Below are 26,144 nucleotides of genomic sequence, written 5' to 3'. Positions count from 1 at the left end.
TATCTAGCGATAGACTACACGATCCTCATGACCTCAACCCCATTTTGGGCCATATGGTGCAAAAACAGGACGTGATGCAGATCGCCATCGTGCGCATAGATACCCAACTCGCGTGCGACCGCGACCGGTGTGTCGAAGGTATCAACGGCATTAGCTGCAACGATCACACGCCGCTTGAGATTAAGCGCATTCGCCTCTAGGCGTAAATGCATTGCCGCCGTGTATACGCAGAGATCGGTGCAATCACCAACCAGTATGAAGGTATCGATCTGTGGATGCTCAGACAGCCATGCGCCGAACCGTGTGCCGATGTGTGAACTAAGCGAGTTCTTCTCGATTACGGTAATCTGATCGGCAAATGGTAACTCGGCAAGCTCACGGATCGTCTGACTCTCGGCGGTGCCGGCAACGCAATGCGGTGGGTATGAGGCAAACTCCGGTGTTGCCGGATCGTGGGTGTCTTGCGTAAGCACAAAAGCACGTACTCCAAGAGCATAGGCGCGGTTGAAGAGCTGCACAACCGGCTCGACCAGCGCACCGACTCGTGGCCCGGCTAACGGTCCCTCTTTACAGAAACCGTTGATCATATCAATCGAACAAAGAGCCACCCGTTCAGGGGTATCGCCGACAATGGTTGCTAACTCAACTTGCGGCAGATTGCGATACCACTGCTCCAGATAGTGCAGGAATGGTACACTGCGCGTTGCCAGATCGTGAATTGCAGGCATCACCGGCCTCCTTTCTGTAGTGTAAAACTGACACTATTTTATCACGCTCTTCCAGGTGAGTCAAGGGGTAATGGATCGGATATGGATCAACCGGAGTTCACCGATTCATCTATCAGATTTTGCATGTTCTTAACCTATTCTATCGATGTTTCAAGTATAATGACACAAATATTGTCCATATCTCATGGATAGCGAGAGGTCAGCGGTTGTATCAGGGCAGCTAAGGAGGATTGATCAATGGTTCGTGAACGATATATTCGCCAGATCAGCGCCCTCCGTGAAGATCTGTTGCGAATGTTTAGTATGGTGGAGCAGCAACTGTTACGTGCAATTCGCTGTCTTGAGTCGTGGGATACTATCGCCGCAGCTCAGATCATACACGACGATCAGCAGATCGATGAGGCCTGGCGGGCATTAGAAGAGAGTGTTATTCACGTATTGGCGACCCAACAGCCGGTCGTGGCGTCTGATTTACGATTGACGAGTGTCGTAACGGCAATTGCCGGTGAGCTAGAACGGATCGGAGATTACGCCAACAGTATTGCCAAGCGAGTACGCCGTGCCTCGCGCCGGTCATCATTTATCGCCCCACCGCCCCAGATTCATGAGATGGCCCAACTGGTCTTGCACATGGTTAATACCAGTCTAGAAGCCTTTCTCCACCAAGATGTCGAGTTGGCCCGTTCCCTGACCGATCACGATGAGCGGGTTGATGAACTCGAAGATACGCTGCGTGCCTTGATTATTAGCGAAGCCCGCCAGGATCCCGACCGCTTTGAGGCAGCAGTTGATCTGCTCGATATGGTGCATGCCCTTGAGCGAACTGCCGACCGTGCAACGAATATCGGCGAGCGGGTGATCTATTTGGCGACGAGCAACCAGACAACACTCAATTAATGTGCAGCACGTTTCGTTGCACGGTAGCGAGATTTTTCGTGTATTATTGCTTATGAAAGTGAGAGCGCCGGTGCTGTTGTGCATTGCCACCGGCGCTTGTCTGTGATGGTAACCATATCGTGATCTAAACGAGGTAGCCGTGACGCGACCAACCTACTTGCAAGCATTGGCTGAACGGGTGTTAGTCTACGATGGTGCGATGGGCACCTCCATCGACACCTTCGATCTTACCGCCGAGGATTACGGGGGTGAGGCAACGTTTGGTTGCCGTGATTATCTAGTGATCACGCGGCCCGATGTCATTGAGTTGATTCATACCTCGTTCCTTGAAGCCGGCTGCGACGTTATCGAGACGTGTACGTTTCAGAGCACACGCCTCCGGTTGGCCGAATGGGGTCTCGGTGATCGTACCATCGAGATTAACCGTGCCGCTGCTGCGCTAGCCCGTCGTGTTGCCGACCGGTTCGAGGCTCGTGATGGCCGTTCCCGCTATGTCGCCGGGTCAATCGGCCCAACCGGTAAGCTACCATCGTCAGACGATCCAGAACTGAGTAATATCACCTTTGCCGAGTTGTCGGATATCTTCCGCGAGCAGGCGATTGGCTTGATTGAGGGTGGAGTTGATCTACTGCTGGTGGAGACGAGTGTCGATATTCTTGAAGTCAAAGCTGCGCTCGATGGTATCCGACGGGCAAAGATCGATCTGAACCGACCGGATATTGCGGTGCAAGCACAAGTCTTTCTCGATCTGTCGGGCCGTATGCTGCTCGGAACCGATGTGCCGGCTATGATCGCGACCCTTGAGGCGATGCCGGTCGATGTGATCGGCCTGAACTGCGGTACCGGCCCGGAACATATGCGTGCTGCTATCCAGTATCTGACCGCTCATTCGCGTAAACCGATTTCATGCATTCCCAACGCCGGTTTGCCGCTTGAGGTCGAGGGGCGTACCGTCTATCCAATGGAACCGGAACCATTCGCGGAGGTGCTGGCCGAATTTGTCCGCGATTACGGTGTAGCGGTGGTCGGCGGCTGCTGCGGTACTCGTCCGGCGCATATTGCTCGCTTGCGCCAATTGCTCGGCAATGATCCAACTCCGAAAGTGCGGCTGGTCGAGTATATTCCGAGTGTTAGTTCGGGGATCCGTGCCACGGCATTGCGCCAAGATGCTACGCTCACCATGATCGGCGAGCGGCTGAATACGCTCGGTTCACGAAAAGTGAAACGACTGCTGCTGCGTGATGACTACGACGGTGCGTTAGAAGTGGCCCGCGAACAGGTCGAAAGTGGTGCGCACATGCTCGATGTTTGCGTGGCAATGACCGAACGCAGCGATGAGCGTGAGCAAATGACCCGCTTGATCAAGAAACTGACGCTGAATATCGAGTTGCCGCTGGTGATCGATACCACTGAGGCTGACGTTCTCGAGGCGGCACTGTCGATCTATCCCGGTCGGGCATTGATCAATTCGGTCTCGCTTGAGGGCGGACGTGGCGCGAAGATCGATAAGGTGTTGCCGTTGGCGGCGCGCTACGGTGCCGCTGTGATCGCGATGACAATCGACGAGGAGGGCATGGCGCACACTGCCGAGCGAAAAGTGGCCATTGCCGAGCGGATTGCTCAGATTGCCCGCGATGAGTATGGATTGCCCGCCGAAGCGCTGGTGTTCGATGTGCTGACCTTCCCGATTACGACCGGTCAGGAAGAGTTGCGTTATTCGGCTATCGAGACTCTCAAAGGTATCCGTTTGGTCAAGCAACGTGTCCCCGGTTGTTTCACGACGCTTGGGGTGAGCAACCTCAGCTTCGGTGTTGCTCCGCATGCCCGCGCCGCGCTTAACTCGGTGTTTCTCTACCACGCGGTAGCAGCCGGCCTCGATACGGCCATTATCAATCCGGCTCATATTACCCCCTATGCCGAGATCGATCCGATGCAGCGCGAGTTGTGTGAAGATCTGATCTTTGCCCGTCGTGACGATGCTTTGGCGCGTTTCATCGCCTATTTTGAGCAGCATACCGCAAGTAGTGATAACGAGCGTGAAGATCCCACTGCCGGCATGACGGTCGATCAGCGGCTACACTGGAAGATTCTGCACCGCAAGAAAGAAGGTATTGAGGACGATATTGATCAGGCGGTTGATGAGCGATTGCAGGCCATTGGACTGCGCCTAAGCGATCCGGCAGCAGCAGTGCGCGATGATCAAGGGGCATCACCCCAAGGCCGCGCGGCAGTTGCGGTACTGAACAACGTCTTACTACCGGCGATGAAGGAGGTTGGCGATCTCTTCGGCGCCGGTCAACTCATTCTCCCGTTTGTGTTGCAAAGTGCTGAAGCGATGAAGAAGGCGGTTGCCCGCCTCGAACGGTACCTCGACCGGGTAGAAGGAACCAGTAAAGCCAAAGTCGTGTTGGCGACGGTGTACGGCGATGTCCACGACATCGGCAAGAATCTGGTTAACACGATTCTCTCCAACAACGGCTATACGGTCTACGATCTCGGCAAACAGGTGCCGATCAATACGATTATCGAGAAGGCGCTAGAGGTGCAGGCCGACGCGATCGGTCTCTCGGCGTTGCTGGTCAGTACGAGCAAACAGATGCCCCTCTGTGTGCAAGAGTTGCATCGTCGTGGATTGCGGATTCCGGTGTTGGTTGGTGGGGCTGCGATCAATCGTCAGTATGGTCAGCGCATCACTTTTGTCGATGATGAAGAACCGTATCCCGCCGGTGTCTTTTATTGCAAAGACGCCTTCGAGGGACTTGAGACAATGGATCGGCTGAGTAATCCGGCAACTCGTGATCAATTTATCGAGCAGACCATCCGTGAGGCGGCGAATGTGCTGCACCGGCGAATGACCGGGCGGGTGGCGTTGGCCGATCTGGGTGAGGCGGCGAGTGCGACGGCTGCCGGAGTACGTTCGGCGGTGCGTACCGATGTACCGGTGCCCGTACCTCCGTTTTGGGGGTGGCGAGCGACGAGCCGAATCCGGCTGCGCGATGTGGTCGAATGTCTTGACCGCAATAGCCTTTACCGTTTGCAATGGGGTGCTAAAAATGCCAAGGGTGAAGAGTGGGAACGATTGCGGGCAGAGTTCGATCAAAAGGTGCGCGAATTGATCGCTGAAGCCGAGCGTGATGGTTGGTTGCAGCCGAAGGTGATCTACGGCTACTTCCCGGTGCAGAGTGATGGTCTTGAACTGATCGTCTATGATCCGGCCAATCGCTCACGTGAATTGACCCGTTTTGTCTTTCCCCGTCAACCGGCCCGTGAACGGCTCTGCATTAGCGATTATTTCCGCAGTGTCGATAGCGGTGAGTATGATGTCGCCGCCTTCCAAATTGTTACGATGGGGAGCGCAGTTGACGAATTAGTTGATACGTTACAGCAGCGTGGTGATTATAGTCGCAGCTACTATATCCACGGGCTTGGCGTCAGTCTCGCCGAGGCGCTAGCCGAATATACGAACCGTATCATCCGACAAGGTCTAGGTCTCGATGAGCGACGCGGTAAGCGCTATTCGTGGGGCTACCCGGCCTGCCCCGATCTCTCCGAACATGCTAAGCTGTGGCACATCCTTCCCGGTGAAGAGATCGGTGTGACGTTGACTGAGGCGTTCCAGTTGGTGCCCGAACAAAGCACGGCGGCGATTGTGGTGCATCATCCCGAAGCAAAATATTTCAGCATCGGCAGCGCCGTCGAACGCGCCGAGACCGACGTTCAGAACCGGTAACGGTTGTTGTGGTGACACACGTTCGTGTGTCCCCGGCCCAATGTTCCCTATCCTGAGCACTGCAAAGCTCTGCCGTGGCTTTCATGACTTCTGTATCAGTCTATGCTTTGGTCTCCATTGATGCGAGTTCCTCTGCGCATACACTCCCCCACACAGATATATGACAATTTTTTAATTCCCAACTAGTACCTTTCGCTCCTAGTCCTACCTACACAGATAGCCAAAAAGTCATGTAGACCGATAATCCGTCGTTTGACTACTGTCAAGATGACGAAGCTGTCATCGAAGCACGGTCAAACGAGGTTACTGTATGAATAATTTGTTATTTTCGGTGCGCTGGCTGATCGTGATCGGTATCGTACTTGTCTGCACAGCAACCCCCGTTCGCGCTGCCGGTGTGGTCGGGAACGGCACGCCGGCAAGCTGCACCGAAACCGCTCTCCGCGCCGCTGTTGCCGGTGGTGGGCGCGTAACGTTCAATTGTGGCTCGCAACCGGTGACAATTACCCTTTCCGGTCAATTGGAATTGCGCCAAGATACCGAACTTGACGGTGGTGGTCCCCAGCAAGGTGGGCGGGTAGCCCTGAGTGGTAATGGTCGTACACGCCTGATTTGGATTTATGATGCTACGCTCACGATTCGCAACTTGACCTTGATCAACGGTCGTAGTGTGGAAGGCGGTGCTATCCGTGCGACCGGTCTGAATACGCGAGTGTTTATCTACAACAGCATCTTCCGTAATAACGATAGTACTGCCGGCAAGGATGAAGAAGGTGGTGGCGCGATTTCAATGCATTTTGGTCAGCTCCATATCGAAGATAGCGTATTCGAGAACAATCGCGGTATTAACGGCGGTGCTATTTACAATCTGCGTTGCCCGATCACCGTTCTCCGTTCGATCTTCCGCAATAACGATAGCTCTTATGGTGGCGTTATCGCCAATTTCGGTTTTGGCGGTGCGATCTATAACGATGGCGCCGGCCCGGCGGGGACGGGTGGTCAGATCGTAATCCGCGATAGCATGTTTATCGGGAATAAAGCACGTAATTTCGGTGGAGCCGTCTACTCGTATCTCTACTACCCCGACCGTTCTGAAATCGAGCGTAGTTTCTTTGCGGATAATATCGTCTATCTCAACAGCAATAATCGCGCGAGCGGTGGTGCGCTGATGCATCACAACGGCCCACTGACGCTGCGCGATTCTACCTTCGTAGCCAACCGCTCAGAAGATGTTGGTGGTGCCATCGTTGTTGCCCAGACGACGTTTGTGTCGGGTTGGAATCGTTCGAACCTGACCAATCTTACCGTGGTTGGCAATCGGGCTGATGCGGCTACTGCCAATCGCGGGAATGGCGGTGGTCTCTATTTCAACGGTGGGCAGGCAACCGTCACGAATGTTACAGTTGCCTACAATTATGCCGACCGGCTTGGTGGTGGTATATACAATACCTCAACCAACGCAGCAGACGTTGAACTACGCAATACGATCATCGCCGGAAATCTCCTCGGTAGTACGCACGATTCGGTACAGTGTTTTGGGAGCTTGCGCGGCAGTCACAATCTGCAAAGTCCGGTGGGGCATGCCTGCGTTAGTGGGATTGCGCAGGCCGATCCTCGTCTGGAGAATGCCATTGGTTATCACGGTGGAATATTGCCGACTCTTGCCCTACAAGCCGATAGTCCGGCGATCAACGCCGGTGTCGATTGTCCTCTGCTCGATCAGCGGGGAGCGGCGCGGGTTGGTGCATGCGATCTCGGTGCCTTCGAGTATGGTGGCGCAGCACCGGCTGCGCAGCTTGATCCGCCGGTTTTGGTGAGTGTGACGGCTGTGAATGGTGGCCCACTGGTGCAACTGACGTTCCATCCGGTCGCCGGTGCCGGACGCTACGAGCTTGAAGTTCAACGTGATGGGAGTTCGTCGTGGATGCAGTTGTTGAACAATAACGCTGTAGTTCTCGATGTCGGTCAGTATGTCTTACGATTACGTGCCTGTAATGACATAATCTGTGGTGCTTTTGGGAACGAATTGAGCGTAGTTGTGACCCGAGCGCCGCTGAAATCATTCGTCCCGTTCATTGGACGATAGCGTTTGCAGATCGCTAAATTCGACCACCCGATTGCGCCCACTACGTTTTGCCGCGTAGAGGGCCGCATCGGCACGTTGAAGGAGAATGTGTGGCTCGATCTCATCATTTTCGCAGGTGAAATAACCGATTGAGATGGTGACCGGACGTAAAGGTGCGCCGGCAAAGATAATTTGTCGCTGCTGCACGACTTCACGGAGGTGTTGCAAACGTGTCTGTGCGGTTGCCCGATTGACGCCCGGTAGGATTAATACAAACTCCTCGCCACCAAAACGACAGGCTAGATCACTCTGACGCAAGTGTTCGCGAAAGATGACTGCTAGTTCGCGCAAGAGGGTATCGCCCGCATCGTGTCCATACTGGTCGTTAAACTGCTTGAAATGATCGATATCGATTATAGCAACCGTTAACGGAATTTGTTCGCGTTGGGCGCGATGCAATTCACGGGATAGACTCGTCTCCAGATAGCGCCGATTGTAGAGTCCGGTGAGCGGATCGATAATTGCTTGTTCACGTAGCGTAGCGCGCAAGGCAAGATTCGAGAGGGCCAATTTGATGGTGTCACCGGTCATTACGATGAGTTCACTCCGTGGCAGTTCCTCACCGGCAATGTACAGTAAGCCGAAAATATCGCCCTGCACCACGAGAGGAACACAGCACGTACACCTATGTTTGTTAGATGCAATGTGTGCACAACGGATGCTTTCGTGCGGGCAGGTGCGGTGAATCAGACCGCGCCGTAAGGCCCAGCACTGATCGATAGTCATCGTTGCCGGTGCGTCGTTCATTTCACCCCACTGCGCCAGCAATGTCAAATTGGCCGTACCTGCTTGCCGTACCATCACGTATCCGTATTGGCGCGGAAACAGACGTTGTAACCCGAAGGCGATTACATCGGCTGCTTCAGCGAAGGTATGGCAAACTTGCAGGAGATCGTGTAATTCGTTGACCAGCAAGATTTCGGCGGCCTGGCGCCGTGCATCGATAATCGCTTGTTCGAGCCGCTGATTAGCTTTCATAAGTAATTGCTCGAAGTGTCGTCGCTCGCTAATATCACGGTTGACCGCGACGACCCCGGTTGGGGTGCCGTTTTCATCCCGGCTCAACACAACGACGGAATGGATCGGAACGATCTGTCCATCACGTCGTTGCTGCTCGACTTCACCTTCCCAGTATCCAGTTTGGTGTAAGACCAGTGCAGCTTCTTCCATTGTCGTGTTGGTGTACTGGGTTTTGAGAAACGAGCCTAACGGTTTCCCGATAACTTCGTTGGCTGACCAACCGTAAATACGTTCAGCCCCACGATTCCAACTGGTGATATTGTAGTTTAAATCGGTGGCAATCACCGCGTCGGCGATCTGATCAAGGAGCGTGGCTTGTTGACGGATTCGATGCTCGAGCTGGTGTTGGACGGTGATGTCGCGCCAGCTTGCGACAAACCCGTCGTTGAATTTGCCGGCATGAACTTCAAACGTTCGCGTCTTGCCATTCCTATCGAAGAAGGTCGTGATCCGCTGCACCGATTCTCCCGTTTTCAGCAGTTGTTGCAGATCGGTAAAGGTACCATCTTCGTGATAGTGGGGACATAGATCGAGGAGCCGTTGACCAATGAGTTCATGCCGGTGATAACCGGTAATGTGGCAGAAAGCGCTGTTTACCGCCACAATTTGAAAATCAATAAGCTGCCCAGAGCGATTGCGAAGCGCGGTGTAGATGCTAAATGGGTCGGGCATAGCCTCAATTGCGAGGTTGAGGGTGGTGTCTTGCACGGTACAAACCAAAACACCTTTACCCACGCGTTTGATCGTGACCGGCTGAAAGTAGTACGTTATGCCATCAATGGTAAAGATACGGTGTTCGCCTTGCACGGCATGTTCATACTGTTGTTGCCAATGGACTCGACACTTGGGCAATGAATCATCTGGCAACATGTAATCGCCGGCTTCTGGTGTTGCCGGCATACACGTTGGTCTGGTATGTTGGTAGGCAGTATTTGCAACGACGAGTCGGTACTGTTCATCAACAATCCAAACTGCGATTGGTAAACAATTGAGGATGGTGGCCGCAACAAGTGGATCAATGTCTAGCCATGGAGGCTTTGGTTGATCTGACGGAATGTGTGATGCAGCCATCGCATTTCTCCCCATTATCTTTAATCTTATATCATAATCTATTCCTATCTGATTGGACAAAAAGATTCCTTGACCTGATACGGAGAATCCACAAGCGGGTCATTGCAGTGAATTGAGGCGAGATATTGGTGATAGCTAATCGAAGACAACATGCGATTCGATCTGGTCCTCAATATGACTCACACGCCACGTGGTCGGTTTGCGTAACCAGTTGTGTAGCACGCCACCGAGAATGAACGCTTCGATGGCACTGCTGGCAACAGTCGCTACCGGAACGGCCAAGACGCCGATCAGCGGCCAGCACACGGTCGCTACCAGAATCCGACTAACCAACTGTACCGTGTTCGCCAGCAGCGGTGTGCGCGCATCACCGAGAGCGACCAGTGCGCGACCTGTAATCTCAACCATGACGTACAACGGCAGACCGAGGACGAAAATCAACAGAATTGCAAACGTCAGATCGCCGGCGGCCTGGTCGAATGCACCACGCTCGAACAAGAGGGTAATCAGCCATCGTCCGCCGAGTGCCAGTGCTAAGCTACTCAAGGTTGCCAACCCGATAGCCACACCGGTAGCCATCATCCAGCGCTGTCTAAACAGGTGGCGGTTGCGGGCAATCGCCGCGACAGCGAGATGCGGAAACGCGGCTTGACCAATAGCGGTACCACATAGACGTTGGGGAAGGTATCCGAGTAAAAGGGCGTTGTGCATTGCGCCTAAACCGGCAGCCTGCGCGCCAAGGCTAGCAATTGCCGTATCAACTACATTGTTGCCGTAGTTGATGGTACCCGATATAGCGCCGGGAATGGCCAATTGCAGCGTGCCTTGCACCAACGGATCGCGCCATTGCCGATTCGGACGAAGTTGCAGGCGATGATGCATGAGACCCGGTATGAGGATGAGAAGCTGAATCACCGAATCGCCTAACGAACCGATGGCAACGGTTATGATCGTCGCTTGGGGGAGTAACAAGCTGACAATGATCAGCATATTGCGCAGCGCAATCCCCAAAGCCGGTAAGAAAAATTGTCCACGCGCGATCAGAACTGTACTCAATACACCATTCGTGATTTGAAACACTATCTCAGTAGCTAAGATGCGGGTGAGGAGCGTCGCCAGTTCTTGCGTAGCCTGATCGAGGCCAGGTGCGATGATCCAGCGCAAGAGCCATGGTGCGGCTATGACGAGTACAAGAGTTAGCGAAAGAGCAACAACGAGCATGAGACTCAACACGCGACTGATGAGCAGTGATACCGCAGGATGCCCTTGACGCGCTGCCAGGAGAACATAGGGAATCAGTGCATTGGTTAATGCGCCACCGGCAATAAGTGTATTCAACGTCTCTGATAGGCGAAACGCGGCATAGAGTGCTGCCGCCTCTTCCCCAATCCCAAACCGTGCATTGAACAGTATTTGCCGCACGACGCCCATTGCCGCTGAGATGATGAACGCTCCCATAAACAGAACCGACCCTTCTCCGGTGGAAAGTGAAAGGGTTGGCCACAGGCGTGGTGGGTATTGGAGGAGACGAATAAATGTCATGGGTGTGCTTGGTTGGGTGATTGCCGAGGTGTTTCGTGACAGGTAACGTATCCTGTTCAGCTCACGATTGCCCAGAATGTCGGCAACATCATCTGCTTATCATCGGTCACCGAATCGATTATAATGCAAAAACGGTAGTGACGTACACCGCAGTTCGTTCATCGCCACTACTCTGCGCACTATCATTAGGTCTCGCTACAGATATATGCTACCGACACCACGCTTACTATTCCTTGTCTTACTCGCTGCCCCTCTTATCGCTGGTACCGCATTTGCGCCATGGCTGAGCTGGGCAACGCCTATCTACTTGATCCTCGTTGGCGGGGTGGTGATGAGCGATATTCTCCTCTCACCTGATCCCAAAGATATCGAAGTCGAACGCTTGTGTGAGAAGCGTCTATCACTTGGAACAGCCAACCTCGTCACAATCCTCATTACCAATGTTTCAGCGCGTGTGTTACGGTTTGATCTGCGTGATGAATATCCGGTAGCGATTCCGGTCGATACTGACCGGCTCAGCGGTGTTGTCGAACCGTTTGGTCTGTGTGAGGTTCGTTACCACTTACATCCACAACGGCGTGGTGATTATCAATTTGGCGACATCGTCATGCGCTACGACGGTGTGCTTGGGTGCCACCGTCGCCAGGTACGCTTTGCCGCAGCTCGTACCGTACCGGTGTATCCAAATCTGCTCGCAGCACGTAAATACGATCGCCTTATCCGCCGTGGTCAGTTGTGTACTATCGGGCTACGTTCGATCCGCCAACTCGGTAAGGGGGGCGAGTTTGAGCATCTGCGTGAATATACGCCAGACGATGAATACCGCCGGATCAATTGGAAGGCGACGGCTCGGCGCGGAAAACCAATTGTTGCCGAAATCGAAGCGGAACGGAGTCAGCAGATTATCTGTGTGATCGACGCCGGACGGTTGATGGCAACGCCGGTGGCCGATCCAATCCAACCCGACGATCCTGGTCTTACCCGGCTCGATTACGTCGTCAGTACGGCATTAATGCTGAGTTATGTCGTAATCGGTAAAGGCGAGCAAGCCGGTATGCTCACCTTTGCCGGTACCGTCGAGAACTTTATCCCACCACGCAAGGGAAAGGTCCAATTCCAACGCTTGCTTGAGGCGTTGTACAATGTACAGGTCCAGCCGGTTGAAGCCGATATTGCTGCGGCCTTGGCCTATCTCGATCAGCGGCAGTCACGGCGCGCACTGATCGTTATCTTTACCGAACAACCGTTGATCGGTCTTCTCCAACGGCTCGCGCGCCATCACTTGCCGCTCTGTGTGACAATTAGCGATCCGCATATCGTTAATGTTGCCGGTCGTCCGGTTACTGATAGCCATGGGTTGTTTCGCTGTTTGGTCGCCGAACAGTTGACCAATGAACGCCGGGCTTTGCTCGACCAGATTCAACGCAGTGGTGCGCTAACACTCGATGTGCCCACAACTTCCTTGACGGTAGCAATGGTAAACACCTATTTGCGCTTGAAAGAAGAGGCTCGGTTGTAGCAATTTATGCCACACGCGCTGTTAACCTTCCTCATTATTATTATAGGAACCGGTTTACATTGGTTGTCTCCGGTCCAAGCTCGTCCCGTTCGCACCGTTGAAATTGGGCGTTCTACAGAGGGCCGTCCGATAGAAGCGGTGATCTTCGGTGATGGGCCACGCAAACTGGTGGTTATCGGGGCTACCCATGGTGGCCCTGAAGCGAATACCTACCAATTGGCTCTTGCCTTGATCGAATACTTCCGGGCCAATCCTACCGCGGTACCGGCCGATGTGCGGCTCGTCATTATCCCGGTCATTAATCCAGACGGTTTGGCCCGTGGATGGCGCTTTGATGCTGCCGGTGTCGATCTCAACCGCAATATGGATACCAGCCTCGATGCTTGTCCCGACAATGATTGGCAGCAACAAGTGCAAGGCGCGCGTGGCATTATCTCCGATACTGGTGGCCCTTATCCAGACTCACAAATCGAGAGTCGTTTGTTGCGCGCCTTCTTACTCGATGCTGCCGGCGCAATTTTTCTTCATTCCAATGCCGGTGTCGTCTTTCCGGCCAGTTGTGAACACCAGCCCTCCATTGCGATGGCCCAAACGTATGCTGCGGCTGCCGGCTACGAATATACCCGGTTTTGGGATCGCTACAGGATTACCGGTGGAATGCACGATTGGGCTGCCGCCTTAGGTATTGCCGCCATTACACCCGAACTGGTGACCGGTAACCAGCCTGAAGTGGCCGAGAATCTAGCCGGATTGCAGGCAGTACTGGCGAATGCCGATGAACTATTACCCTTGCCTACGCCAGGGGTGCTCAACGACATCGAGGTGCCGGCTGTTATATATCGCTTTTGGCGCGCACTCGGTGGCGAGACACGGTTTGGCCTCCCATTAGCGCCGGCGGAAGTTATACCCGGTGGGATGCGTCAAGCATTTACACGTGCGGTGATCGAAATCGATGAGGCGCAACGTGATACGACTGCTTACGTCCGTATGGCATCACTCGGCACAGAAGCTGCCACGGCCCGTGCGTATGGTGGCGAAACGGCAATGGGAATGCCGGAGAGTTGGCCGTCTGGCCCTTTCGCTGTCTACTGGCAGCGCGGTGGGGCGCAGATGGTCTTCGGTCTGCCGCTTAGTGTTACTTTCACCACCCAGTTAGCCAATGGCAGTCGGCGTACTGCACAATATTTCGAGCGCGCCGTATTGCTGCTCGATCCTACCGATGGTCATATCGAACTGGCTCCGTTAGGTAGTTGGGACATAGCACGTCGCCAACTGACTATGCCGCTCACCCCACATACCATTCGCTGATCTTACGAGAAGGGCATAATGTGGCATCTTTCGGTCTATGTATTGCTCCCCACCAACGTCACCCGTCCGCATGCCGGGCAAGTACGCTCCTCACTTGTCGTAGCCGGACCGCCGGGCAGTCGTACACCACACGGACATACATAACCGACCAATCGGGCCGGATTGCCCATCACCAGCCCGTAATCAGGCACGTTGCGCGTCACTACCGAACCAGCGGCTACCATTGCAAAGCGGCCAACCGTTACCCCGCACACAATTGTCGCATTCGCACCGATGCTCGCACCATAGCGCACCAACGTTGGTGTCACCGTCCAATCGTCAATTCCTTTCAGCGTACCGTCGGGATTAATAGCACGTGGCGTTTTATCATTCGTAAAGCAGACGTGTGGCCCGACAAAGACACCATCTTCAATCGTCACCCCACGAAACACCGACACGTTACTCTGAATTTTCACTCGATTACCGACGCTTACCCCGGCATCAAAATAACACCCTTTACCGATGATCGACTCACTACCGATACTCACATCTTCACGAATTTGCGTCCAATGCCAAATGCGCGTGTGTTCACCGATCCGTGCGCGTGGATCAACCGTGGCAGTAGAGTGGATGATGGCCTGATTCATAATGTGCTCCTTGCATGTGCGGGCCTCAGGAGAGTGTAAAAATCACTTATCCGGCGTATTCAAGATGCGTTTTAACCCACGCCAGAATCGTAGACAAGTCAATCTGCTCAGGGATGGTCGTGTCGATGGTGAGTAACGGTCCGCCAATCGGGAGTGGTTCAATCGGGCCTCGTGTGCGCACGGTAGCGAGGTCAGCCGGCGATACATCATCGCAATGACCGGGGTGGCGCTGACCTAAGGTAAGCCGTCGCAGGATTCGCTCAACCAGCACATCACCATCGGCGACACAGCGTATCTGTACCGGGCGAAATGGAGCCATAGTGTGGAGATTCTGTATCCGCGTTGTATCAAGATCAACGCGAAAATTGCTCTCCATAATCAGTGACTGCCCACTGCTTAAGATGGTCGCTGCCGTATGGTAGATGATGGTAATCGCTGTAGTACCAACCTGCCGTGACCATGCCCGATCCGACCAGCCTAATCCATCGAACATCAACTCCTTATAGGCATCTTTACTTAACAACGGTAAGCGCAGGCTGATAGCCAGCGCTCGTGAGATGGTCGTTTTACCGGTAGCTGAATGCCCGGTAACAATAATCAACGTTGGTGTTTGCACAATAGTACATTATACTTTCTCTCTTCGTGATTGGGGAGAGGAGCTGCCCACTGTCTGCCATCCTTTCCTGTGGGGTGGTTGGAGAAGAGGGAAAAAGTGCCCGTACTAAAAGCTATGGAATAAATCACCCCTCGCTTCCCGGTTATGGGGCGAGGGGCAAACGGATAAGGGATGAGAACGCATGCCCCTCTTCCTCCTAGGGGGAGAGGGGCACAGCATCCAAATCTAATGGAACTGCTCTTCCTCGGTGCTTCCGGTCAGCGCCGTCGTGCTGATCTCACCACCGGCGATCACCTGTGCCACCTCGTCGAAGTAACCGGTACCGACCTCCCGTTGATGGCGGGTGGCTGTGTAACCGAACGCTTCAGCGGCAAACTCCGCCTGCTGCAACTCACTATACGCTGCCATACCGTGATCACGATACTTCCGGGCCAAGTCAAACATGCTATAGTTGAGCGTATGGAAGCCGGCCAGCGTCACAAACTGGAACTTGTAGCCCATTGCGCCCAGCTCACGCTGGAATGCAGCAATCGTTGCATCGTCGAGCTTCTTCTTCCAGTTGAACGAAGGCGAGCAGTTATACGCCAGCAGCTTGCCTGGGAATTGAGCGTGAATTGCCTCAGCGAAGCGACGTGCCTCTTCGAGATTTGGCTCACTCGTCTCGCACCAGATCATATCGGCGTAAGGTGCATAGGCTAAGCCACGTGCAATCGCCTGATCAAGGCCGGCCCGTACTCGATAGAAGCCTTCGCTGGTGCGCTCACCGGTGCAGAAAGGCCGGTCGCGCTCGTCAATATCGCTGGTTAACAAGGTCGCCGCGTTAGCATCGGTACGCGCGATAATAAGGGTCGGCACCCCCATGACATCGGCGGCCAAACGGGCAGCCACCAAATTGCGGATCGCAGCTTGGGTTGGGATCAACACTTTCCCACCCATATGCCCACACTTTTTTTCGGACGCAAGCTGATCTTCAAAGTGTACGCCCGCTGCACCGGCTTCGATGTACGCTTTCATAATCTCGAAGACATTGAGCGGGCCACCGAACCCGGCCTCAGCGTCGGCCACAATCGGCGCAAACCAGTAAATATCGTTGCGTCCTTCACTGTGGTAAATCTGATCGGCGCGTCGTAGTGCGTTGTTGATAGCCCGTACCAATTGTGGGCCTGAATTCGCCGGATAGAGACTCTGGTCGGGGTACATCTGGCCGGCGAGGTTAGCATCAGCCGCAACCTGCCACCCGCTCAAGTAGATCGCCTTCAATCCGGCCTTCACCTGCTGCATTGCCTGATTACCGGTTAGCGCGCCTAAGGCGTTGATATACGGCTCGGTGTGCAGCAGATCCCACAAGCGCTCGGCCCCCATCCGTGCTAACGTGTATTCGATCTGTACTGAACCACGCAAACGATAGACATCTTCGGCAGTGTACGGGCGCACAATACCGGCAAAGCGTGGTGTGTTCCAACTGTCTGCAATCTGTTTGATGTGTGCGGCACGATCCATGTGCGTTCTCCGGTTTCCTCATTGAACGTGACGGGCACGGTCAACTTATTTCTATAGATGGGATGCATTGTACTAATGGTCGTTACATCATAGTTACACGATTGTGAAAAGAGGTGCGACGAACCGCATTATCCATCCCACGTGCGTCCGTAGTTTTCGGCCAGTTTGGTCAAGATAGCCTGCTCAAGATCGATGTCGAGCAGGTATGCCAGTTGAAACAGATAGTTGGCAACATCGGCCAGCTCACCGGCCAACGCTGCCCGGTCACTCGGTTCATCGCGAAATTGAAAATGTTCAAGGATTTCAGCCGCTTCCACCGCCACCGAAATCGCAATGTTGCGTGGGGTTTGCGGGAAGATGCTGTCAGGTGCATACCAGCCTTTGTCGGTTACAAACCGGTTAATTGCATCGGTTAGCTCAGCAATACTCATCGCCATCAGTATGACTCCTTTCCCTATCTACGTTTGTCTCATTGTAGAGCAAGAATGGTACAATGTCAGTGGTATGTGCTGGTGCATAAGAAGAGGATGCCTATGCTGACTATCAATGCTATTGCCCAGTACTGTGAGCAAGAAATTGCACGGTTGCAACTGGCCGGTGATCGGGAAGAGCTACGTCGTCTGCAACTCGCGATTGGTGTGATCATGAAAGCTGCCGAGCAAGTAAGTGACCGAGAAACGGCAATGCGCTTTCGCGTACTGGCGGCACGCGCGGCCAATGCCCAAGAGTTGATTGCCGGCGAGGATTAATACGCGGTTACTCCCGCCGCAAGACGGTCATGTTTCCGGTAAGGATCGGCTCTGTCGACTGCCTCATTCCTTGCCTAAGCTGAATGTGTGCCGTATGTTACCTTTCATTCGGGCACGATTCGTACCCCGGCGGTAGCGGCTCATTCGGCACTGCAAAGCGTTCGTTCATTGTACCGTGTGTTACAGTGTTGCCTCAGTAGGTGAGACGTAAACTTCCGGTTATGTCGGCTCACGGTTTCTTTCATCGGCCGAATAGCTATTCATAAACTCTCGCTTAATTTGAATAAGGAGCAATGACGTTCCATGAACCGGTTTGCTATCGAACTCGCCGATATTCAAGCTGCCCGGCGTGCCTTGCGCTCGATAATTTTGCCGACGCCGGTACTGCCTGCTACCCGACTCAGCGCGGAGCTGGGAGGGCCAATCTTTTACAAAGCTGAGAATACCCAACAGAGCGGTTCGTTTAAGATCCGCGGCGCGTATAACACCATCGTGCATCTTTCACCCGAGGAAAAGGCGCGTGGTGTGATCGCACCCTCCGCCGGGAATCATGCCCAAGGTGTTGCCCAGGCTGCACAATTACTCGGCGTAAAAGCAACGATTGTTATGCCCGAACGTGCTCCGTTGACCAAAGTGGTTGCCACCCGTCGGCTCGGTGCCGAAGTCATCCTACAAGGTGCGACGTTTGATGATGCAGTTGCTTACGCTCATACTTTGAAGGAAGAACGAGGTCTGACGTATGTCCATGCGTTTGATCATCCGCGTGTGATTGCCGGTCAAGGAACTATCGGACTGGAATTGGTTGAAGCACTCCCCGATCTGCAACAACTCATCGTTCCGATTGGGGGTGGTGGTTTGATCAGTGGCATTGCCCTCGCCGTCAAGACCTTGCTCCCGCATGTCCGTATCGTTGGTGTACAAGCCGCCGGTTGCGCACCGGTGCCGGCATCACTCGCTGCCGGCCATCCAGTTACGGCACCTACTGCACACACAATCGCCGACGGCATTGCCGTCAAGCGTCCCGGCGAACTAACCTTACCGATGATTCAAGCACTCGTCGATGAGGTGGTCACCGTCGATGATGAAGAGATTGTGATGGCAATAGCCCATGTCTTGCAATATAGCCGGCTAGTAGTTGAGGGTGCCGGTGCAGCCGGCGTGGCAGCGCTGCTTAGTGGGAAGGTGCCGGTCCAACCGAATCAGGTCACCGCGACCATTCTCTGCGGTGGGAATATCGATGCCAATCTGCTCATGCGCGTGATCGAATATGCGCTGGTGCGACAGGGGCGCTACCTCCTGCTCCGGACCAGCGTCGATGACCGACCGGGTGGATTAGCAGCGCTTGTCAATCACGTTGCCTCGACCGGTGCGAGTGTAATGGACCTCTTCCATCGCCGGGGGATGTGGCGAGTGCCGATTGACCGTGCCGGTGTCGAGTTGATCCTTGAGGTGCGCGATGAAGAGCATGCCCAAGCAGTGATCGATTCCCTGGAGCGGGCCGGTTTCCATTGTGAACGCGAATCGAATTGGCCGTTGTGACAGCACGTGTCTCAGCAATAGCTGTAGTGTCTTCACCCTCTCACGGCGAGCAGCGTATTCCCTCAAGGAGTATCTATGGCGACCATCCGTTCCACCTTCAACCAACTGCGCCGTCTCCGCGCTGTCGAGTTACAATTGCTGGTAACGGTACTGCTTTTCTTTGTCGCCGGCTATCTGTTGGTGATAGTGGCTACCGGTCAGAGCGAACTGCAAACGACCCTCAGTGGCTTGGCCCGTCTCCTCTGGCCATCCAGCCTACCCCTGCTGCTCTTTCTGGCGATCTCCCTCGGCCTATCGTGGCGTAGTCCGACCGCCGATCAGTTGATCTTGCCACTGGTTGCCTTACTTGCCGGCCTGAGTCTCATGATGACGGCGCGGTTAGAGCCGGGATTGAATCAGATTGCCATTTGTAGCAATGCTGCCGGTGAGCGCTTTCCGTGCTACGAAGGGATTGCCGCCAAGCAGACCTTGTGGGTGACGCTGGGCACGGTGATTATGGCAACCATCCTCTTCACCCCACTCGATCGTATCTGCATCAGACTGTTTCGCCTCTCGTTTATCGACGTGCTCGATCACTACCGCTATCTCTGGTTGTCGCTAGGGCTTCTGCTCATTTTGGCGACGTTTATCTTCGGTGTCGATCCCAATGGTAGCGGGGTGCGCGTCTGGTTCAATCTTGGCTTGTTCTATTTTCAACCGTCGGAATTGCTCAAAATTATTCTTGTCATCTTCATGGCTTCTTACCTTAACGAATACCGTGAGATTGTCCAATCGAGTTACCGACTTGGGCCTTTGAAGTTACCGCCACTGCCCTACTTAGCCCCTCTCGTCATTATGTGGGGGATCGCCATGCTGACCATCGTGTTTCAGCGCGATCTGGGAGCCGCCCTCCTACTGTTCGGTGTCTTTTTAGTGATGCTCTATGTGGCAACGGGACGCGGACTATACGTCCTCGTCGGTATGGCAGCCTTTGCCGGTGGTGCCTACTTGCTCTACCGTTTTTTACCGATTGTCGCTTTGCGCGTCTCGGTCTGGCTTGATCCATGGGCCACGGCCCAAGGGTCGGGATATCAGATCGTGCAAGCAATCTATGCCCTCGCTTCTGGCGGTATCTTTGGAGCCGGTCTTGGTCGCGGTGTGCCTGAGTACGTACCGGCTGTGCATACCGACTTTATCTTTATCGCAATTGGAGAGGAGATGGGCCTAGCCGGTGCGTTGGCGGTACTCATCGCCTACATGCTGCTGATCTTTCGTGGTTACCATGTGGCTCTGACGATTCCCGGTCGTTTCCGCGGTTTTGAGCAGTTGCTGGTGGTTGGACTAACGTCGATCATTGCCGTGCAATCGTTCATTATTCTCGGTGGGAATTTGCGACTCATCCCACTCACCGGCATTACGCTTCCCTTTATTTCGTATGGTGGTTCGTCGATCGTCATCAACTTTCTCATCATCGGCCTGCTGTTACGCATTTCCGTCAGTGATAAGACGTTCTGATCCTTGTTTGCCGGAAACCAATTGCCGCAGCCTCATTGAGTGAGACTGCGGCAGAAGGGGGAGGGAGGAGACCCGGGAAGAAAATCGTTACATCCGTCCGCGGAGCATACCGTTCCAGTACATTGCCGGCAGGCCGTAGGCCTTCAGCGCGTACATGCTATAGCGCTCTTGCGACTGATCGAACGGGAAGCTCTCTTTGGGCTGGTTGGTGTAATCGAACTCGGCCAAAATCAAGCTGCCGTAACCGGTCACCAGTGGGCACGACGTATAACCATCGTAGGTTGCCGGCAGGGTCTCCTTGGCGATGGCTGCCATCAGGTTCGCTACCACCACCGGTGCCTGCTTGCGGACTGCTGCGCCGGTCTTCGATGTCGGCAAGCTCGAGCAGTCTCCAAGGCTGAAGACGTTCGGGTAGCGCTTGTGCTGGAGCGTGTACTGATCCACCTCAACCCAACCACCACTGTTTGCCAACGTGCTGCTCTTAATCACATCTGGCGCACTCTGGGGTGGTGAAACGTGCAGCATATCGAAGTGAACCGTCACCGTCTCCTGGGTCGCCAAGTTACGGAAGACGGCCTCACGCGCCTCACCACGCACTTCAATCAGATCATGCTGATAGTGAACGTTGATCCCCTTCCGCGCCACTACGCGGTTCAACGCATCGGCATACTTCTTAACGGCAAAAATCGCGGCACCGGCGTGGTAGAAGTTGAGCTGGCTTTGCTGACGCACACCCGAACGGCGGAAGTAGTCATCGGCAAGGTAGACGATCTTCTGGGGCGCACCACCACACTTTATCGGCGTGCTCGGATGGGTGAAGACTGCATTGCCGCCGCGGAACGTGCGAATGTTCTGCCACGTATACTCAACCGTGTCATACGAGTAGTTCGAGCAGACACCGTTCTTGCCGAGCGTTTCGGGCAGACCCTTTACCTTGCCCCAGTCAATCTGAATCCCGAGTGCGACTACCAAAAAGTCATACGTGATCGTTTCGCCGTTGCTCAGCGTCACGCTATTGTTATCTGGATCAAACGCAGTAACTCGCTCCTTCAGCCACGTCACTCCCGGTGGGATGTAATCGGCTTCAGGCCGTGCCGACTGCTCGCGTGGGAAGACACCGGCGCCAACCAGCGTCCACAATGGCTGATAATAATGAACGGTCGATGGCTCGATCAGAGCAATTTCCGGCGGATTCGGTTGATCCATCAGTTGGGCGGCAACGGTCAGACCAGCGGTACCGCCACCGGCAATGACGACTTGATAGTGGCTCTTGGCCATAGCATTTCCCTCTCTTCTAGTGTGGGTTAATCCGCATTTTCTATCGTGACATCATGCGACACTACTGACTAACCGGGCAGTTTTTGCCCAAACCGTTCGGCGAAACTGAGAGCGAACCCGAGTGAGCGCTGTACATCGCGGTTGAAGAGTGCGCCCAACAACGACATTGGCCCGGCACGGCGCGGTTCGCGTTGCGCACTGACCAATGCATGGGCAGCAGCCCCCATCACGTGTAGGGTCTTCGGATCGAGCACGCCGGAATTCATCAGCGCCTTCATCTCTTCCGACTCCATCAACGCCACCAGATTGCGCAGTGCCAACAGACCTTGTCGTGCGGTGTCCTCTAAATCGACCCCTTGTCGCTTGATGGCTGCGTACAGCTCGTCAATCATATCGACCGTCATCGCGGCAAAACCAGGAGCTTGCTTCGCCAGATCATTCAGAACCACCAATTGCTCACTCAACCCAGCCAAAGCCCGCAATGTTGCCGGATCGGTCAGTCGTTCGAGGGCGTGGAGACCGATCTTCAACCGCTCATCAATGTCCACTCCGGCGCTTGCTGCATCGCGGTACAAACCGTCAACCGTGTCGGTTGCCATGGCCAGTAGCGCTGGAGCCTCATCAGCCAGCGCATTGACCTTCGCCAGATGCTGTTCGAGCCGATCCATCCGCTCCATCATCTGATTCAGTAGCTCGGCGATGTGCCCTACATCGAGTGACTGCATCTCGGCGGTCGTTCCTCCATTGGTTTGTGTGTAGGTCATAGCTTTTCCTAGTTGTTGGGCTCGAAGATCGTTCGAGCCAAGCCAATCGCCCACTTCTTATGTCCTGCACTTACGACCGGTGGAGAGATGGTCGCAGGTGCAGGAGAAGACCTATCTCTGTTTACACGGTTACAGCCGACACCAGTTCGCGCCATGTGCCTTGTGGATCAACAAGCGTTGCTACGTTGGTGAAGCCCAACCGGTGCAGGACACTCGTACCGACCTGCGAACGATAGCCGGTGGCGCAATGTGCAATAATCGGCGTATCACGCGGGATGTCGGCGAGACGGCGTGGGAGATAGCCAACCGGAATGTGTAGCGCACCGGGCAAGTGAATCTCGTCAAACTCCGTCTGGTTGCGCATATCGAGGATGACTGCCGATTGATTGGCGAGAGCCTCGCTCAAGTCTTTAACCGTTGCAGTGGGTAGTTGGGCCAGATTGCCTCCCAAAGCCGACGCCGGTATGTATCCCGGAATATCATCAACACCGATCGCGCGGAGGTCTTTCAAAATCTGCTGTAAATCGGCATCATCAGGCACCACGAGGTAGGTCGGTTTGCTGAAATCGACAAACCAGCCGACATAAGTGCTGTACATCTTGCGGATTGGGACGCTGATGCTGCCCGGTACGTGGCCGGCAACGAATTCAGCCGCACTGCGGAGATCGAACACCGTTGCCCCTTCGGCTAACGCCTGATCAAGCACGGGCCGTTCGACCTCAACCGGCGTAGCAAGGTCGTGCAAGAGCGCCGGTCCGACCTTGTTCACGTACTTCATGCGGGCGAAGTAGCGTGGTGGTTCGGGTTGACCGTGCAGTAGCCATTTCACAAACGCATCTTCATCGTCGAACTGGAATGCCGGGTTAAAACGCTTTTCGTAGCCGAGTGTGCTCGATGGAATTGCGCCCAGCGCCTTCCCACATGCACTGCCTGATCCGTGTGCCGGCCAGACTTGCAGGTAGTCGGGGAGGGCTTTGATACGCTGCACCGACTGGAATTGGCGGCGAGCACCCGGTTCCTTGGTTCCGGCGATACCGGCTGCCTCCTCCAAAAGGTCAGGCCGTCCTACATCACCAACGAAAAGGAAGTCACCGGTGAAGATACCCATCGGCTGATCGGCGCCGGCAGTATCGGTGATCATGAAGGCAATGTGCTCTGGAGTGTGGCCGGGGGTGGCGATAACCTGCACTTTAATGTTGCCCACCATCCACGTATCGCCGTCTTTGACCAAAATCGCTTTGCTCACTTCGGGGTAGGCATATTTCCAATTCTCATCGCCCATGTCGCTCAGATACATCTGCGCGCCGGTACGCGCAGTCAGCTCGCGAACCCCACTCACGAAGTCGGCGTGGATGTGCGTTTCGGTCACATGCGTGATCCGTAAACCTTCCTTGGCGGCTACCCGTAAATACGGCTCAACATCGCGCATAGGGTCGATCACCATCGCTTCGCCGGTCTTGGCACAGCCAATGAGGTAGGAGGCTTGTGCTAACATCTCGTCGTAGAAGTACTTCAGCAACATTGCTTCTGTCCCCTTTCTGACTACTTGGTGCTTGCAATGCAGTGTGGCGCCAACTGCTTGTTTAGGGTGGTGGGATTTCTTGTACATACGATAACAAAAATTCTCTCTTGGCAGAAGCCGATTCTTGCTTATACTATCTCTAAGTAAGAACTTATACCTGGTAGACAAGTTACTCATTGCATTGTGGCATAGGTGGATTATTCAACTATTGTCAGAGGCATGTATTTCTTCGCTATCACCTATTCATACATTCGTTGACAACGGTTCGTTCGATGATCGATCTTTACAAACTCGATATCTTCACCCGTGTCGTAATGGCCGGTAGTCTCAGTAAAGCTGCTGAGCAGTTGCACATGACCCAATCCGGTGTTAGTCAACATATCCGCGCCCTCGAAGATTCGCTCGGCACCGCGCTGTTTGTTCGTGGTCGGCGTGGTGTTGAGCTGACACCGGCTGGGCAACGGTTGCTGGCCTACTGCGAAGGTATCTTTCGCCTCGTTGCCGAGGCCGAATTGGCCGTTACCGATGTTGCCGGCTTGCGTAACGGTCTATTGACGATCGGGGTTACCCCCGGCGTGAGTGCGTATTTGTTACCGGAATGGGTGCAGATGTTTGGGCAACGCTATCCGAATCTGGCGGTGAGTACCCAGACCGGTACGACGTCGGTGATTGTGGCCGAATTGCGGGCGGGAACTCTTGATCTCGGGGCAATTGAAGGTGAACTCGATGGTACTATCACCGATATTCAGCAGCAGCCGTTGCGTGAATTTGATCAATATGTCGTGGTTGGGCGACGCCATCCGTGGTGGGGACGCCATGAGGTGGCACTTAGCGAGTTGACCGGTCAACCGATGGTGATGCGCCAAGCGAACAGTCAAACACGGACATGGCTTGAGCAAGCGTTACGCGATCAAGCACTGGTGCCGCGTGTTATTGCGGAGCTTGATAACCTCGAGTCGATTAAACGGATGGTGATGATCGGAACCGGTATCACGATTTTACCGCTCTATACTATTACCACCGAGCAAGAACTCGGTGCGTTGCATCCGATTGCGATTACCGGAAGGCCATTGCGGCGCACGCTACGTCTGCTCTGGCGGGCGGCCCGTCCATTGACGCCGGTAGCCTACGCTTTTCGTCAGTTACTCATGACCTATTATGGTCGCTAATGATGCTTGTCCTGTAACCGGCGTTGCATCTGATCGATAAGCCGTTCTTCAAGAGCCGGTGGCAAGGGTGGTAGTACGTCGTCGAGGTGGTGTAGTAGTTCAACCGTTTGACGGAGTGATTCCAATATCTCTTGACATTCGGGGCATCGGCGTAGATGCTCTTCGAGTTCGGCACATGAGGTAGCACTGAGTTCGCCATCAAGGTAATCGTTCAGGACATCAAACTCAAGGCAATGATGGTGATCGAAGCGCTCCATAGGCACCCTCGCTGCACTGCCACTGGCATTAATCGGCTTCCCCGGTCGTTTCCACATAACGGGCCAGCGCCTCGCGCAACCGTAGCCGTGCGCGATGTAACCGAACCTTGACCGCACCGGGACTGATGCCGAGCCGCTCGGCAGTCTCCTCTGTGCTTAACTGTTCAATATCTCGCAATACGATGACGGCTCGCAATGGGTCGGGCAGTTCGGCGATGGCTTGGGTAATTTCGCGTCGCAATTCACCGTCTAACACACTGCGCACCGGATCGATCGTCCATCGCGATATCGTCTTAAACTGACTCGTCGTCTTGTCCGACCCAATCTCACCTGCGGCATCGAGACCAACATGCGCCCGCTTTTGGCGTAAGAGCATCAGTCCTTCATTTGACGCAATCCGGTACAGCCAACTTCGCAAGCTACCGGCTCCGGTATACTCGGGAAGGGCTGCACAGGCCTTGATAAATGTGGTCTGCAACACGTTCTCGGCATCGTCCGCGTCACCGAGCAGATGCAATGCACGCGCGTAGACAAGCGGCGCGAAGCGCTTGACAAAGCACGTACAAGCATCTGGATCACCACGGCGTAACCCAGCTAAGAGCGCTTCTTCATCGTCGTAGAGTGACAGATCGATAATTGGTCCCGGCACAGTATTATACCCTCCATTACAGACGTGATCGTAGTATATCA

The 26,144-nt window shown here is 54.4% G+C and carries 21 protein-coding genes; 9 read left to right on the top strand and 12 right to left on the bottom strand.

Annotation, left to right across the window (positions count from 1 at the left end; genetic code table 11):
• Positions 1-14: 14 nt before the first annotated feature.
• Complete coding sequence (locus AC01ZF_RS08505) at positions 15-728, bottom strand: cysteine hydrolase family protein (RefSeq protein WP_428111341.1); 714 nt, start codon at positions 726-728, stop codon at positions 15-17.
• Between the two features lie 237 nt (positions 729-965).
• On the opposite strand from AC01ZF_RS08505, the gene phoU reads away from it, so the two are divergent.
• The 3 genes from phoU to AC01ZF_RS08490 all read left to right on the top strand — a co-directional run bounded on the left by phoU (position 966) and on the right by AC01ZF_RS08490 (position 7,441).
• Complete coding sequence (gene phoU, locus AC01ZF_RS08500) at positions 966-1,625, top strand: phosphate signaling complex protein PhoU (RefSeq protein WP_424674689.1); 660 nt, start codon at positions 966-968, stop codon at positions 1,623-1,625.
• A gap of 139 nt (positions 1,626-1,764) precedes the next feature.
• A complete protein-coding gene (gene metH, locus AC01ZF_RS08495; RefSeq protein WP_424674690.1) occupies positions 1,765-5,355 on the top strand; it encodes a methionine synthase in 3,591 nt (1,196 codons plus the stop codon).
• Positions 5,356-5,665: 310 nt separating this feature from the next.
• Positions 5,666-7,441: a choice-of-anchor Q domain-containing protein gene (locus tag AC01ZF_RS08490; RefSeq protein ID WP_428111344.1), complete on the top strand. Its 1,776-nt coding sequence runs from the start codon at positions 5,666-5,668 to the stop codon at positions 7,439-7,441.
• On the opposite strand, the gene AC01ZF_RS08485 is transcribed toward AC01ZF_RS08490, so the two are convergent.
• Together AC01ZF_RS08485 and murJ are read right to left on the bottom strand one after the other, a co-directional pair.
• Positions 7,415-9,571: a sensor domain-containing diguanylate cyclase gene (locus tag AC01ZF_RS08485; RefSeq protein WP_428111346.1), complete on the bottom strand. Its 2,157-nt coding sequence runs from the start codon at positions 9,569-9,571 to the stop codon at positions 7,415-7,417. The genes AC01ZF_RS08490 and AC01ZF_RS08485 overlap by 27 nt on opposite strands.
• Positions 9,572-9,706: 135 nt before the next feature.
• Entirely contained in the window at positions 9,707-11,113 is a 1,407-nt protein-coding gene (gene murJ / locus AC01ZF_RS08480; RefSeq protein ID WP_424674694.1) for a murein biosynthesis integral membrane protein MurJ, read from the bottom strand.
• Positions 11,114-11,318: 205 nt separating this feature from the next.
• Between murJ and AC01ZF_RS08475 the strand changes: the two genes are divergently transcribed.
• Positions 11,319-12,632, top strand: coding sequence for a DUF58 domain-containing protein (locus AC01ZF_RS08475; protein ID WP_476575282.1), 1,314 nt, complete (start codon positions 11,319-11,321; stop codon positions 12,630-12,632).
• A gap of 6 nt (positions 12,633-12,638) precedes the next feature.
• Positions 12,639-13,940 carry a M14 family metallopeptidase gene (locus tag AC01ZF_RS08470; protein ID WP_424674696.1) on the top strand — a complete coding sequence of 434 codons (1,302 nt, stop codon included), beginning with the start codon at positions 12,639-12,641 and terminating at the stop codon, positions 13,938-13,940.
• A 35-nt stretch (positions 13,941-13,975) separates the two neighbouring features.
• Here AC01ZF_RS08470 and AC01ZF_RS08465 read toward each other — a convergent pair whose 3' ends face one another.
• From AC01ZF_RS08465 to AC01ZF_RS08450, 4 genes are all read right to left on the bottom strand, one after another.
• Positions 13,976-14,566, bottom strand: coding sequence for an acyltransferase (locus AC01ZF_RS08465; protein ID WP_424674697.1), 591 nt, complete (start codon positions 14,564-14,566; stop codon positions 13,976-13,978).
• A gap of 46 nt (positions 14,567-14,612) precedes the next feature.
• Positions 14,613-15,182: a P-loop nucleotide/nucleoside kinase family protein gene (locus tag AC01ZF_RS08460; protein ID WP_476575281.1), complete on the bottom strand. Its 570-nt coding sequence runs from the start codon at positions 15,180-15,182 to the stop codon at positions 14,613-14,615.
• Between the two features lie 225 nt (positions 15,183-15,407).
• Entirely contained in the window at positions 15,408-16,682 is a 1,275-nt protein-coding gene (gene aceA / locus AC01ZF_RS08455; protein ID WP_424674699.1) for an isocitrate lyase, read from the bottom strand.
• Positions 16,683-16,810: 128 nt separating this feature from the next.
• The gene (locus tag AC01ZF_RS08450; RefSeq protein ID WP_424674700.1) at positions 16,811-17,119 is read right to left on the bottom strand and encodes a nucleotide pyrophosphohydrolase; all 309 of its coding nucleotides are present in this window, start codon (positions 17,117-17,119) and stop codon (positions 16,811-16,813) included.
• Positions 17,120-17,215: 96 nt separating this feature from the next.
• On the opposite strand from AC01ZF_RS08450, the gene AC01ZF_RS08445 reads away from it, so the two are divergent.
• From AC01ZF_RS08445 to AC01ZF_RS08435, 3 genes are all read left to right on the top strand, one after another.
• A complete protein-coding gene (locus AC01ZF_RS08445; protein ID WP_424674701.1) occupies positions 17,216-17,431 on the top strand; it encodes a hypothetical protein in 216 nt (71 codons plus the stop codon).
• Between the two features lie 303 nt (positions 17,432-17,734).
• Positions 17,735-18,970 carry a threonine ammonia-lyase gene (gene ilvA, locus AC01ZF_RS08440; RefSeq protein WP_424674702.1) on the top strand — a complete coding sequence of 412 codons (1,236 nt, stop codon included), beginning with the start codon at positions 17,735-17,737 and terminating at the stop codon, positions 18,968-18,970.
• A 75-nt stretch (positions 18,971-19,045) separates the two neighbouring features.
• Positions 19,046-20,464 (top strand): FtsW/RodA/SpoVE family cell cycle protein, encoded by a 1,419-nt coding sequence (locus AC01ZF_RS08435; RefSeq protein WP_424674703.1) that lies wholly within the window; start codon positions 19,046-19,048, stop codon positions 20,462-20,464.
• Between the two features lie 87 nt (positions 20,465-20,551).
• Here the strand turns inward: AC01ZF_RS08435 and AC01ZF_RS08430 are convergent, their stop codons facing one another.
• From AC01ZF_RS08430 to AC01ZF_RS08420, 3 genes are all read right to left on the bottom strand, one after another.
• Complete coding sequence (locus tag AC01ZF_RS08430) at positions 20,552-21,742, bottom strand: NAD(P)/FAD-dependent oxidoreductase (RefSeq protein ID WP_424674704.1); 1,191 nt, start codon at positions 21,740-21,742, stop codon at positions 20,552-20,554.
• A 68-nt stretch (positions 21,743-21,810) separates the two neighbouring features.
• Complete coding sequence (locus AC01ZF_RS08425; RefSeq protein ID WP_424674705.1) at positions 21,811-22,506, bottom strand: helical membrane plugin domain-containing protein; 696 nt, start codon at positions 22,504-22,506, stop codon at positions 21,811-21,813.
• 121 nt (positions 22,507-22,627) lie between these two features.
• Positions 22,628-24,028: an MBL fold metallo-hydrolase gene (locus AC01ZF_RS08420; RefSeq protein WP_424674706.1), complete on the bottom strand. Its 1,401-nt coding sequence runs from the start codon at positions 24,026-24,028 to the stop codon at positions 22,628-22,630.
• Between the two features lie 272 nt (positions 24,029-24,300).
• Between AC01ZF_RS08420 and AC01ZF_RS08415 the strand changes: the two genes are divergently transcribed.
• The gene (locus AC01ZF_RS08415) at positions 24,301-25,197 is read left to right on the top strand and encodes a LysR family transcriptional regulator (RefSeq protein ID WP_476575280.1); all 897 of its coding nucleotides are present in this window, start codon (positions 24,301-24,303) and stop codon (positions 25,195-25,197) included.
• Here the strand turns inward: AC01ZF_RS08415 and AC01ZF_RS08410 are convergent.
• Both AC01ZF_RS08410 and AC01ZF_RS08405 read right to left on the bottom strand, forming a co-directional pair.
• Positions 25,194-25,454, bottom strand: a complete 261-nt coding sequence (locus AC01ZF_RS08410) for an anti-sigma factor family protein (RefSeq protein WP_424674708.1) — start codon at positions 25,452-25,454, stop codon at positions 25,194-25,196. The two genes, AC01ZF_RS08415 and AC01ZF_RS08410, sit on opposite strands and share 4 nt — an antisense overlap.
• A gap of 28 nt (positions 25,455-25,482) precedes the next feature.
• Entirely contained in the window at positions 25,483-26,103 is a 621-nt protein-coding gene (locus tag AC01ZF_RS08405; protein WP_424674709.1) for an RNA polymerase sigma factor, read from the bottom strand.
• Between the last annotated feature and the right edge of the window lie 41 nt (positions 26,104-26,144).

The organism is Chloroflexus sp., from assembly GCF_056331925.1.
Note: the sequence above shows the minus strand (reverse complement) of the source record. Positions and strands in the feature narration are given on the sequence as shown.

Coding starts and splice junctions, on each gene's coding strand:
- AC01ZF_RS08505 (WP_428111341.1), bottom strand. CDS start 728: ATGCCTGCAATTCACGATCTGGCAACGCGCAGTGTACCATTCCTGCAC.
- phoU (WP_424674689.1), top strand. CDS start 966: ATGGTTCGTGAACGATATATTCGCCAGATCAGCGCCCTCCGTGAAGAT.
- AC01ZF_RS08490 (WP_428111344.1), top strand. CDS start 5,666: ATGAATAATTTGTTATTTTCGGTGCGCTGGCTGATCGTGATCGGTATC.
- AC01ZF_RS08485 (WP_428111346.1), bottom strand. CDS start 9,571: ATGGCTGCATCACACATTCCGTCAGATCAACCAAAGCCTCCATGGCTA.
- murJ (WP_424674694.1), bottom strand. CDS start 11,113: ATGACATTTATTCGTCTCCTCCAATACCCACCACGCCTGTGGCCAACC.
- AC01ZF_RS08475 (WP_476575282.1), top strand. CDS start 11,319: ATGCTACCGACACCACGCTTACTATTCCTTGTCTTACTCGCTGCCCCT.
- AC01ZF_RS08470 (WP_424674696.1), top strand. CDS start 12,639: ATGCCACACGCGCTGTTAACCTTCCTCATTATTATTATAGGAACCGGT.
- AC01ZF_RS08465 (WP_424674697.1), bottom strand. CDS start 14,566: ATGAATCAGGCCATCATCCACTCTACTGCCACGGTTGATCCACGCGCA.
- aceA (WP_424674699.1), bottom strand. CDS start 16,682: ATGGATCGTGCCGCACACATCAAACAGATTGCAGACAGTTGGAACACA.
- AC01ZF_RS08450 (WP_424674700.1), bottom strand. CDS start 17,119: ATGGCGATGAGTATTGCTGAGCTAACCGATGCAATTAACCGGTTTGTA.
- AC01ZF_RS08445 (WP_424674701.1), top strand. CDS start 17,216: ATGCTGACTATCAATGCTATTGCCCAGTACTGTGAGCAAGAAATTGCA.
- ilvA (WP_424674702.1), top strand. CDS start 17,735: ATGAACCGGTTTGCTATCGAACTCGCCGATATTCAAGCTGCCCGGCGT.
- AC01ZF_RS08435 (WP_424674703.1), top strand. CDS start 19,046: ATGGCGACCATCCGTTCCACCTTCAACCAACTGCGCCGTCTCCGCGCT.
- AC01ZF_RS08430 (WP_424674704.1), bottom strand. CDS start 21,742: ATGGCCAAGAGCCACTATCAAGTCGTCATTGCCGGTGGCGGTACCGCT.
- AC01ZF_RS08425 (WP_424674705.1), bottom strand. CDS start 22,506: ATGACCTACACACAAACCAATGGAGGAACGACCGCCGAGATGCAGTCA.
- AC01ZF_RS08420 (WP_424674706.1), bottom strand. CDS start 24,028: ATGTTGCTGAAGTACTTCTACGACGAGATGTTAGCACAAGCCTCCTAC.
- AC01ZF_RS08415 (WP_476575280.1), top strand. CDS start 24,301: ATGATCGATCTTTACAAACTCGATATCTTCACCCGTGTCGTAATGGCC.
- AC01ZF_RS08410 (WP_424674708.1), bottom strand. CDS start 25,454: ATGGAGCGCTTCGATCACCATCATTGCCTTGAGTTTGATGTCCTGAAC.